Origin of the sequence: Geminocystis sp. (assembly GCF_041753295.1) — a bacterium.
GTDB lineage: Bacteria > Cyanobacteriota > Cyanobacteriia > Cyanobacteriales > Cyanobacteriaceae > Geminocystis.
In genome coordinates this window covers 21,943-32,278 of sequence record NZ_JBGSUU010000128.1, presented here as the reverse complement: position 1 = coordinate 32,278, position 10,336 = coordinate 21,943, and the positions used below count along the sequence as shown (strand labels likewise).

At 32.2% G+C, this 10,336-nt stretch carries 14 protein-coding genes; 9 read left to right on the top strand and 5 right to left on the bottom strand.

Going from position 1 to position 10,336, the window contains the following annotated elements:
• Positions 1-214: 214 nt before the first annotated feature.
• A complete protein-coding gene (locus ACEW8E_RS16195; RefSeq protein ID WP_373481392.1) occupies positions 215-361 on the bottom strand; it encodes a hypothetical protein in 147 nt (48 codons plus the stop codon).
• A gap of 363 nt (positions 362-724) precedes the next feature.
• Here ACEW8E_RS16195 and ACEW8E_RS16190 point away from each other — a divergent pair, with 363 nt between their 5' ends.
• The 4 genes from ACEW8E_RS16190 to rpmB all read left to right on the top strand — a co-directional run bounded on the left by ACEW8E_RS16190 (position 725) and on the right by rpmB (position 3,491).
• Positions 725-2,059, top strand: coding sequence for an adenylosuccinate synthase (locus ACEW8E_RS16190; RefSeq protein WP_373481394.1), 1,335 nt, complete (start codon positions 725-727; stop codon positions 2,057-2,059).
• Positions 2,060-2,164: 105 nt separating this feature from the next.
• On the top strand, positions 2,165-2,728 hold the full coding sequence (locus ACEW8E_RS16185; protein WP_373481391.1) for a 50S ribosomal protein L25/general stress protein Ctc: 564 nt from the start codon (positions 2,165-2,167) through the stop codon (positions 2,726-2,728).
• Positions 2,729-2,857: 129 nt separating this feature from the next.
• Positions 2,858-3,091 carry a hypothetical protein gene (locus ACEW8E_RS16180; RefSeq protein ID WP_373481390.1) on the top strand — a complete coding sequence of 78 codons (234 nt, stop codon included), beginning with the start codon at positions 2,858-2,860 and terminating at the stop codon, positions 3,089-3,091.
• 151 nt (positions 3,092-3,242) lie between these two features.
• Positions 3,243-3,491: a 50S ribosomal protein L28 gene (rpmB, locus tag ACEW8E_RS16175; RefSeq protein WP_373481389.1), complete on the top strand. Its 249-nt coding sequence runs from the start codon at positions 3,243-3,245 to the stop codon at positions 3,489-3,491.
• Positions 3,492-3,539: 48 nt separating this feature from the next.
• On the opposite strand, the gene ACEW8E_RS16170 is transcribed toward rpmB, so the two are convergent.
• Positions 3,540-3,797: a hypothetical protein gene (locus ACEW8E_RS16170; protein WP_373481388.1), complete on the bottom strand. Its 258-nt coding sequence runs from the start codon at positions 3,795-3,797 to the stop codon at positions 3,540-3,542.
• Between the two features lie 209 nt (positions 3,798-4,006).
• Between ACEW8E_RS16170 and ACEW8E_RS16165 the strand changes: the two genes are divergently transcribed.
• From ACEW8E_RS16165 to ACEW8E_RS16150, 4 genes are all read left to right on the top strand, one after another.
• Positions 4,007-4,819, top strand: coding sequence for a hypothetical protein (locus tag ACEW8E_RS16165; RefSeq protein ID WP_373481387.1), 813 nt, complete (start codon positions 4,007-4,009; stop codon positions 4,817-4,819).
• Positions 4,820-4,840: 21 nt separating this feature from the next.
• Positions 4,841-5,401 (top strand): TIGR04376 family protein, encoded by a 561-nt coding sequence (locus ACEW8E_RS16160; protein ID WP_373481386.1) that lies wholly within the window; start codon positions 4,841-4,843, stop codon positions 5,399-5,401.
• Between the two features lie 52 nt (positions 5,402-5,453).
• The gene (locus ACEW8E_RS16155) at positions 5,454-5,795 is read left to right on the top strand and encodes a hypothetical protein (RefSeq protein ID WP_373481385.1); all 342 of its coding nucleotides are present in this window, start codon (positions 5,454-5,456) and stop codon (positions 5,793-5,795) included.
• 239 nt (positions 5,796-6,034) lie between these two features.
• A complete protein-coding gene (locus ACEW8E_RS16150) occupies positions 6,035-7,663 on the top strand; it encodes a GUN4 domain-containing protein (RefSeq protein ID WP_373481384.1) in 1,629 nt (542 codons plus the stop codon).
• 196 nt (positions 7,664-7,859) lie between these two features.
• Here ACEW8E_RS16150 and ACEW8E_RS16145 read toward each other — a convergent pair whose 3' ends face one another.
• The 3 genes from ACEW8E_RS16145 to ACEW8E_RS16135 are packed head-to-tail and all read right to left on the bottom strand — an operon-like array spanning position 7,860 to position 9,090.
• Positions 7,860-8,309, bottom strand: coding sequence for a molybdenum cofactor biosynthesis protein MoaE (locus ACEW8E_RS16145; protein ID WP_373481383.1), 450 nt, complete (start codon positions 8,307-8,309; stop codon positions 7,860-7,862).
• Positions 8,310-8,311: 2 nt separating this feature from the next.
• Entirely contained in the window at positions 8,312-8,569 is a 258-nt protein-coding gene (locus ACEW8E_RS16140) for a chlororespiratory reduction protein 7 (RefSeq protein WP_373481382.1), read from the bottom strand.
• 59 nt (positions 8,570-8,628) lie between these two features.
• The gene (locus tag ACEW8E_RS16135) at positions 8,629-9,090 is read right to left on the bottom strand and encodes a hypothetical protein (protein ID WP_373481381.1); all 462 of its coding nucleotides are present in this window, start codon (positions 9,088-9,090) and stop codon (positions 8,629-8,631) included.
• 172 nt (positions 9,091-9,262) lie between these two features.
• Here ACEW8E_RS16135 and rfbB point away from each other — a divergent pair, with 172 nt between their 5' ends.
• On the top strand, positions 9,263-10,336 hold the full coding sequence (gene rfbB, locus ACEW8E_RS16130; protein WP_373481380.1) for a dTDP-glucose 4,6-dehydratase: 1,074 nt from the start codon (positions 9,263-9,265) through the stop codon (positions 10,334-10,336).

The window sequence follows — 10,336 nt, the reverse complement described above, 5'->3', positions numbered from 1 at the left end:
ATAGAAGGGGTTAACAGTTCCGACAAATGTGAAAAAATGGCATCATTTTCCATCAAAGGATGATGTTTTTTTTGTGCGTGATCTCGGTTAATTTTCTTAGTCATCCGTGGTTGGGAAAAAGGGAATACTCTCAAATATTAACATTTATAAGGCTTTCAGCTATTTGTTAATTTTTATTACTATTATCTTGACTTTTTGTTGATTTATTTAACTTCTAACGAATGGTATGAGATTGATCTTGTTGTTCTTGAGATACTGCTCTTATATCTTCAAAAGCTAAATTTAAAGTAACTTGACTGAAAGAATCTTTTATAGAATGATCCTTAGGGGTATGATGAAGAGTCGCAATGGCTGTAATCATTATGGTATCTTATAGATGTTAAAATAAGTATTTTATAACAAGAGAAATTAACCCCAAATTTTCACAACTTTACTAGAGTTTTTCTTTGAAAAAATGGGTTTTAAGTAATTAAAATTTTAGAAGAACGAAATCAAACCTAATAGTTTTATTTTTTCCTCTTATTCGTCCTATTCTTATTATGATTTATCTGGTTAATTTTGATAAGTGTTTTTTGATTAAATCCTTTATACTACTTTGTCCCTCATTAAAAAACCTATATCCCTGTTTTGTCAATATTCCCAGTCAATTAAGAAAAATCCTTGACATCTTTGCTACTAAACTGCGATAATAATAGTTTGTGTGAAGTTTAGCTCTATTAAACACTTGGCTAACGTTATCGTGATCGGAGCCCAATGGGGCGATGAAGGAAAAGGAAAAATAACAGATTTACTCAGTAAATCAGCGGATGTGGTGGTTCGCTCTCAAGGGGGAGTGAATGCCGGGCATACTGTGGTTGTGAAAGACCAAACCTTTAAATTACATCTAATTCCGTCAGGGATTTTGTACCCTGATACTGAATGTATAATCGGTTCTGGTACTGTGATAGATCCTCAAGAATTGTTGGAAGAAATTGACCAGCTTACCGCTTTCAATGTTTCCACAGATAATTTATTTATCTCGCAAACTGCCCATGTCACGATGCCCTATCATCGTATTTTAGATCAAGCGGCAGAAGAAAAGCGTGGTAAATATAAAATCGGCACGACAGGAAGAGGCATAGGACCTACTTATTCCGATAAAGCTGAAAGAATCGGCATTAGAATGCTTGATTTAATCAACTGCGATCGCCATCCAGACAAATTAGAATGGACTATTAACTATAAAAATGCAGTATTAGAAAAACTTTATGATTTACCTCCTTTGAATGCGAAAGAGGTGGTACAAGAGTATATGATCTATGCTGATCGTTTACGTCCTTTCGTGATTGATAGTTCTTTAAGAATAGATCAAGCCGTCAGAAACAAGAAAAATATCTTGTTTGAAGGGGCACAGGGAACACTTTTAGATTTAGATCATGGTACATATCCCTATGTTACTTCATCTAATCCTATTGCTGGTGGAGCTTGTGTTGGTGCTGGGGTTGGACCTACCATTATTGATCGTATTATTGGAGTAGCAAAGGCTTACACTACACGAGTAGGAGAAGGTCCTTTCCCAACGGAATTAGAAGATGAAATTGGGATGCTATTAGGCGATCGAGGTGCTGAATTTGGTACTACCACAGGTCGTCGTCGTCGTTGTGGATGGTTTGATGGGGTAATAGGTAGATATGCTGCAAGAATAAATGGTTTAGACTGTCTAGCCATCACAAAATTAGATGTGTTAGATGAGTTAGCGGAAATCAAAGTATGTGTTGCTTACGAAATAGATGGAGAAATCTGTCGAGAATTTCCAACCCATGCCATGAAATTTGCTAATTGTAAGCCTGTATATGAGACTTTATCAGGATGGCAGGAATCCACCAGTCATTGTCGCACTTTAGAAGAATTACCGCAAAAAGCATTGGACTATTTAAAATTCTTAGCTGAATTAATGGAATTACCCATTGCGATTGTTTCTTTAGGTGCGAGTAGAGATCAAACTATTATCGTAGAAGATCCCATTCATGGACCAAAAAGAGCTTTATTATATGCTAACGGAAACCCCGTTCAGTCTTAACTAAGCCCCTTGTATAAGCATAATTGTAATAATAGTTAATATAATATAATTTCTTTTTGGAAATATCAATAACATTTAAAGTTATAACGAAATCAAATAAGTAAAATGCAAGTAACATTAGAATGTCAGACTAGACCTGACGGTAGTAAGCCTAGAGCATTACGCCGAGAAGGTTTTATTCCTGCTAATTTGTATGGTCATAGTGGTGATCAAGCAGTATCTTTAGTTTTAACCCAAAAAGGAGCGATTAGTTTATTAAAGAATGCTTCTGTTAATAATACTCTCGTTGATTTAACTATTTCTAATCTTAATTGGAATGGTAAGGTTTTAATTAGAGAAGTACAAACTCATCCTTGGAAACGTAATTTACATCATATTAGCTTTTTCTGTCCTTCAGGAAATAATGATGTAGTAGTTGTTGTACCTTTAAAAATAGTAGGAAACTCTATCGGTATGGCTCAAGGTGGTATTATGGAGCAAATGGTAACGGAAGTTAAAGTTCGTTGTTTGCCTGATAATATTCCTCAATATTTAGAAATGGATATTACTCATATTGATATTGGTAAAACTTTTTGTGTGGCGGATTTAGTACTTTCTGAAGGGATAAAAGTATTAGATGATCCTCATAAGAATATTATTGGTATTGTTGCACCTCGTAAAAAAGGTTAGATTAATCAATAATTAAAGTTTTTCTTTGTTGAGGGAGTTAAAATAACTCTTAATAAAGTTAATCAAAAAAAGCCGTTTACTGAGATTATAAAAGTAGGCGGTTTTTTTTATATGTAATCAACTAATGTTATGAATAATTTTCCTGACAATCATAATGGGGATAACTACTTAGAAAATGCACAAGAAACAGAGGAAATCAAAAAAATATCTCCTCAAAAAAAGCGTGAATTTCAAAAATTATTTATCTTTCTGTTAACTTTTGGTTTAATAATCGGTGTGATAGTTTCGGTTATTTTGATTAAAGTAATGACAAAATTCGGCTTAACAGATAAAACTCCTCAAATTGAACAACTTAGACAATAAAAGAGAATATTTTTGAGTAATAAACTCTATGATATTTCAAGAATTTTGATCAATTATTCACAGTTAAGTTGCGAATCAAGGCGAAATCCTAGTACAATTGAGAGTTGCTGAGTAAATTAAATATTTATTAATAAATAGGAGATAAATTATTATGGCTCGTGTATGTCAATTAACAGGAAAAAGAGCAAATAACGGTTTTGCAGTTTCTCACTCTCACCGTCGTACTAAAAAGTTACAACAAGCTAATTTACAAGATAAAAGAATTTGGTGGGCAGAAAGTAACTGTTTTGTTAAATTACGTTTGAGTACTAAAGCACTTAAAACCTTAGATACAAGAGGTTTAAATGCTATGGCAAAAGAGGCAGGAATTGACTTAAACAAATATAGATACGAAAGCTAATTTTTTGATAATATTAGGAGTTGAAAACTAGCAGTTGATTTTGAACAGTTATATAGAATCTCTATCCACACTACCAAAAAATACTGGTTCAACTCTTAAACATACAATATTGGCAGGACGTACTACCATATATTCTCCCTGAATGTTTTTAATAGGAACATTAATGAAATCTTTAGAATCTGCTTTGGGTACTAACTCTCCACTGTACCACTTTTGAAAATCTTGAATAGTAGGGAAACGGACTTCTTCTCGATGACCGTTACTGATTAATATGTGTACAATATATTCATCTGGTTTTCTAGCCATTAATGATAATCCTTAGAATAAACTGAATTGCTGTTCATTATTTTTGCATAAAAACAACAAATACTTTCACATAATTAGAAAGTGCACAAAAAGTATAAGTTATGAGTTATGAGATGGGAGATAGTAACTATTAAGAATATCTCAAAAATTTAATTAAAGATGAAAAATAGAGATAAAATAAACATCACCTATTTAATATTGCCATATCTATGAATAACCTAAATAAGAAAATTGGCTTTAAACAAAACTTAGATAAATTACTCTTTCTTTTTGCTACTTTATATTTAATGTTTGTAGTTGCTTGGTTTTGGAAACAGAAACAACAAGAAATTTCATCATTGCCAATTACTAATAATTCCACTCAAAAATCTAGTAATAATTACCCTCAAAATCAAGATATTAAAAATATTTCTCCTCCTCAAGATAATTTACCCCAAATAAATATACAAACAACAAAATTACCTTCTCCTCCTTTACCGATAACATCTTTAACCATACCACCGTTACCTGATAGTAACATCGCCAGTAATATTATTCCTCCTCCCCCTTCTCCCCTTCCCCTTCCGTCTCCTCCTACCCTTCAAGAAATTTCACCCACTCCCATTCCTCAACCTCCAAAACCAATTCAATCATCTTCTCCTTCTCCTTCTCCTTCTCCTTCTCCTCCTCCTCCTTCTATCTCCATACCACCACCTCCACCATTACCCTCTCCTCCAAAATTAACAAAAGTACCTGTTTTAAATACTTTAGATAAAACAAAGAAAAATAATTTACCAAATTTAGCTTCTATTACTACCGACATCAAAAAAGAGACTAACTATAATTACACTTTAATTGGTATTGTGGAATTAGGAGATACTGGAAGTATGGCTTTATTTAACATTAATAATGTCACGGAAAAAGTAGCCATTGGGGGAGAAATTGGCACAACAGGATGGGTATTAATGACGGTTAATGGTACACAAGCGGTAATTAGTCGTCAAAATCAGTCGGTTTATCTCAGGGTAGGCGAAACATTTTAACTATTATATTTAACTAATATTATGAGTTTATTTGAAGATTTAAGTAGTTTTTTAGAATCTCGTTTAGAAGAATTTTTGCAGAGTAATCCTAATCTAAATTTAATGATTATTTCTCAAGAATTAAAGACTCAAAAACAAGATAGTCTTTATTTAATTTCTCAACTAGAAAATGAGCAAAAAAAACTAGAAAATGAGATTTTAAATTTAGGAAAAGAGGTTCAAATATGGTATAGTCGCAAGGAAAAAGCCACCGTAGCGGGAAGACTAGATTTAGCAGCAGAAGCCGAAAAAAGACAGACTTTATTATTAACTCAAGGTAATTTACTTTGGGGCAAAATGGAAGAAGTGAAACAAAAAATTATTAATAGCAAAAAGTTATTAATTTCTATTGAAACAAAACAACAAGAAGTTGATTTAAAAATAGCACAACTTAAAGCCAATGAACAAAATAATTATCAAAATCAAACCGTTAATCAAAACTACTCAAATTATCATAATTCTGGGGATGATTTAGAAACTAAATTTCATCAATGGGAAATTGAACAAGAATTTCAAGAAATGAAGAAAAATTTACAGAAATAATGTTTTTACTAAAATAAACAAAAGCCTAATTATGAAGTATTTATCTATTCCAATGTCAATAATTATCTCTCTTTCTTCTACTAATATACTTAAGGCTGAAACTTTACCTAGTGCCGAAGAATTTGGTAATTTTTTTGGCAGTTATTTCTGTCAATCATTAACTGATTCAGCTATGAAAGATAAGGATAAAGTAATGGAAGAATTTTCTGAAGATTTAATTAATAAATATGGTGAACAAAATATTACAATGTTAACTGATAAATTAAGTAAATTAGGGGAAGATGATAGTTTAAATGAAGACTATAATATTAGTTTTATGAAAGCGATGTTAAATAAAGTTATCAATAATGATGTTTGTTTAAAAGGGTTTATGAAAGAAATGTTTGAAAAATAAAGTTTTAAGAAAATATATCTTAATTGATTTTTTTTGTTTTCAATTCTCTGATTGACTAATCACCAGATTTCAATGGTATTAAACCTGAAACTGGCTATTTGAAACCCAAAACCTGCTCTCATCGGATATTCAAAGCATCGAAGTGAAGTATTTTAAGGTTAGTTAACACCGAAAAAAAATCAGGATCAAATTCAGTACAATAATAAATAATTATCGGCACATCAAAAGTCGTAGTCACTATGAGTTATTGGAAAACAGGGCGTATTATTCAAAAAGGTAAATATGTTATTGAAAAAGTCTTAGGTGCTGGAGGTGCTGGTATTACTTATCGTGCCAAGGATGTTGAGACGGGGAATATTGTGGCTATTAAAACCTTAAATGCTACTATTCAAGCACAACAAAATTTTCCTAAACATCAAGAAAGATTTATTCAAGAGGCTTTTCGTCTAGCAAAATGCACTCACGCTCATGTTATTAGGGTTGATGATGTGTGTCAAGAAGGTAATCTGTGGTGTATGGTAATGGAATATATTGACGGTGGAAATTTAGAAACTTTAGTTAAACGTCAAGGTGGTTTTGCTGAAGTGGAAGCGATTCGCTATATTTATCAAGTGGGTAGTGCGTTGACTTATATTCATAAACAAGGAATTTTGCACCGAGATGTAAAACCAGCAAATATTATGCGTCGTCGTGAAAATAACGAAGCCGTTTTAATTGACTTTGGTTTAGCAAGAGACTTTATTGAAGATAAAACTCAAATTCATACTAACTCTCGCACGGAGGGTTTTGCACCATTAGAGCAATATTCTCGAAATGCCAAAAGAGGTGCTTATACGGATGTTTATGCCCTTGCAGCTACTTTGTATTATATCGTAACTTTACAGATTCCTTTTCCTGCTCAATTTCGTAATCAAGGTGTTAACTTAATTTCCCCTCAACAACATAATTCTACCATTAGCGATCGCACTAATTTAGCTATCCTCAAAGGAATGGAATTACATCCTGAAAATCGCCCTCAATCTATCGATGAATGGTTAAATATACTGACAGAAAATATCGAAATTATTTTATCTTCTTCTATTCCTGTTGTTTCTTCGGAAAATTCTTCCTCCCCAACAATACCTTCCTCTTCTACAACTTCTTCTCCGATAAAAAATACTCCTGCGACTAATTTACCTATTATGGCAGTGCCTCTTTTACCTACCACTCGAAAAGTCAGAAAAGTTAAAAATACTAAAAATAATTTACAAACTATAAATGATTACGATCCCCTTTCTCCTAGTCGATTTGAAAATAATCCCGTTAATGTTTTTAGGGAGAAGGAAAACACCTCTATTCCTGATGTAGATTCCATCGTTACGGAAATTATGGCTCAAAAAACTGTCATTAAACCAGAAAAAGAAGTTTTAGCCTCGGAAGTTGGTATAGATTATGGTCATTTAGAAGAATTATTAAGTAATCAAGAGTGGTATAAAGCCGATGAGCAAACCCATAAATTAATGCTCAAAGCTACTAATAAAGAAGATTCTGGCTGGATTGATCGCCATACTATGAGGATATTTCCTTGTCAAGATTTACAAACTATTGATCAACTCTGGGTAAAATACAGTAAAGGTAAATTTGGCTTTTCTATCCAAAAACGTATTTATCAAAGTTTGGGCGGTAAACGAGATTATGATAAAAAAGTTTGGGAGACTGTTGGCGATCGCCTAGGTTGGCGTATAAATGGAACATGGTTATTTCAAGATGTTTTGATGTACACAGTAAAAGCACCAGTAGGACATCTTCCCTCCGTGGCTATGTCTGGATTATTAGAAAAAGGAATTTATACTCTCATGTCTAGGATAATGGATTGTAATATTAATTAGGAGATAGGAGTTAGGAGTTAGGAGTAATTTTTGAAGTAAGGAGTAAGAAGTTAGAAGTTAAAAGTTAGAAGTTAGAAGTTAGAAGTAAGGAGTAAAGAGTAAGGAGTTAGAAGTAAGGAGAAATAAAGATTTTGATGTTGTTATATATACAATGATTATATTCATATTTAATAACAAACAATACTATGAGGTAAACCTACTTAAAATATTGCTCACACATACCAATGCTAACCCAACTACTAACGCCATCATCAAAATATTCTTTTTTCCAAATCGGGGCGTTATGTTTTAAAGTATCAATAGCATACTGACAAGCGGAAAATGCTTCTCCACGATGAGGACAACCCACGGCAACTAATACGCTAATATCTTTTATGGTGAGTTTACCAATACGATGATGAATAATGATACTGTTGGTATCAGGCCATTTTTCCATAATATCATCACTTATTTGTTGAAAAACTTTTATCGCCATTGGTTCATAAGCCTGATATTCTAAGTATTTAACAGGTTTTCCTTCCGTTTGATCTCTTACCGTACCACTCATTAAGACAATCGCACCATTAGAACCATTATCGGCTAATTGATAAACTTCCATAACAGAAAGAGGTGCAAAAGTAAGATGAAAATTAGTCAAACAAGTCATTTTTATTTTTTTTCCCAGCGCACTACATACCATTGTAAATAATTATTATCATCAGCGTTAAATTCACAATAATTATGGAGTAAATATTCTGCTTGTTTTTTTATAGTGTCAAATTTTGTTATATCTTGGGGTAAATCTGACTGAGTTGCCAAAAATGTTTCTAGTTTATGTAATAACTCCGATTCTGTCATTAATTCTTCGGGTTGGTTGGTTTCTAACACCACATAACCATCTTCTTGATACATAATTGAGTCAGTCATAAATAATTATAAATTAGGAAATTATCATTGTTTTTTATTTTGTCATAACTACTGTAATTCTATTTTTTTTCTTTTTTTAATTGCGTTTCTTTGCCATCAGAAATATCTATTGCTTTTTGCAAATTTGTATTATGTTCATGAATATTCTTCATACTTTCTGCTAATTTTTCTTTTAAGTCTTGTTTCTCAGGTTGTGTGACATTTTCTTGTTTATCTTGAGGGAATAATTCAACGATGATATTTTTTCCTGTTTGCCACCAATGAGGGAAATAAGGAAAAGCCACAGCAATTACAGTTATTGTCAGCAAACTTGAGATAATTACCTTAATATTTCTTTTTTCAAACTCTTGATGACGAATACGTTTAAATTCTTGATGTTGTTTTTTCTGCCATTGTTTTTTGACAATATCAATATTTTCTTGTTCTTTTTCTAAAGAATTATTCCATAATGAAGAAGAATTTTCTGGATTTTCTTCTATTGTTTCTTTCTTACTTATCCATTGTCTAAAATTGTTAGTCATAAGCTATTACTGTAAGAATTTAGATTGTCTTATCAAGATTATAACTTATATCTCAGCAAAAATAACTAAAATAAGTCTTAAAATTTCTATTGTATTTCAGTATAAATACTTAAAAATTGACAAAGAATGATCAACCATGAACAATGATTAGTTATTATTATTTACACTATTTATGATGAGTAAAAATCTTTTAGTTACGGGTGGTGCTGGTTTTATCGGCTCAAATTTTGTTAATTATTGGCATGAAAATTATCCCCAAGATAAAATTGTTGTTTTAGATGCTCTTACCTATGCAGGAAATCGTCAAAATTTAGTTAACCTCGAAAATAGCCCTAATTTTTTATTTATTCACGGTGATATTTGCGATGGCAAATTAGTCGATAATTTATTAGAGAAAGAGAAAATCACTACTATTGCCCATTTTGCCGCAGAATCTCATGTTGATCGTTCAATTTTAAACCCTTTAGGTTTTATTCAAACCAATGTAATCGGCACATTTACCTTACTTGAGAGTTTTCGTCGATATTGGGAAAAACACAATAAACCCTCGGAATATCGTTTTCTCCATGTCTCTACAGACGAAGTTTATGGTAGTTTAGAAGCTGAGGATTCAGCCTTCACAGAAAATACACCTTATGCACCTAATAGCCCTTATTCAGCGTCAAAAGCAGGAAGTGATCACCTTGCCAGAGCTTATTATCATACCTATAATTTACCCACAATAATCACTAATTGCTCGAATAATTACGGTGCTTATCATTTCCCCGAAAAACTTATCCCTTTAATGGTGATTAACATTCTTTTAGGTAAACCATTACCCGTTTATGGCGATGGGCAAAATATCCGTGATTGGTTATATGTAAGAGATCATTGCAGTGCTTTAGATGTAGTTTTAAGTAAAGGTAAACAAGGGGAAACTTATAATATTGGTGGTAATAACGAAGTGAAAAATATTGATTTAGTGCAGTTAATTTGTCAAATTATGGATGACATTGCCCCGAATTTACCCGTTAAACCTTCTAATCAGTTAATAACTTATGTGAAAGATAGAGCAGGACATGATCGCCGTTATGCCATTGATAGCAGTAAACTACAAAAAGAATTAGGATGGAAACCAGAAGCCACCGTAGAGTCTGGTTTAAGAACTACCTTACAATGGTATGTTGATAATCAACAATGGTGGCAACCACTTTTATCCGCCGATTATCAAAAATATTATCAGGAAGTTTATAGCATCAAAAATTAA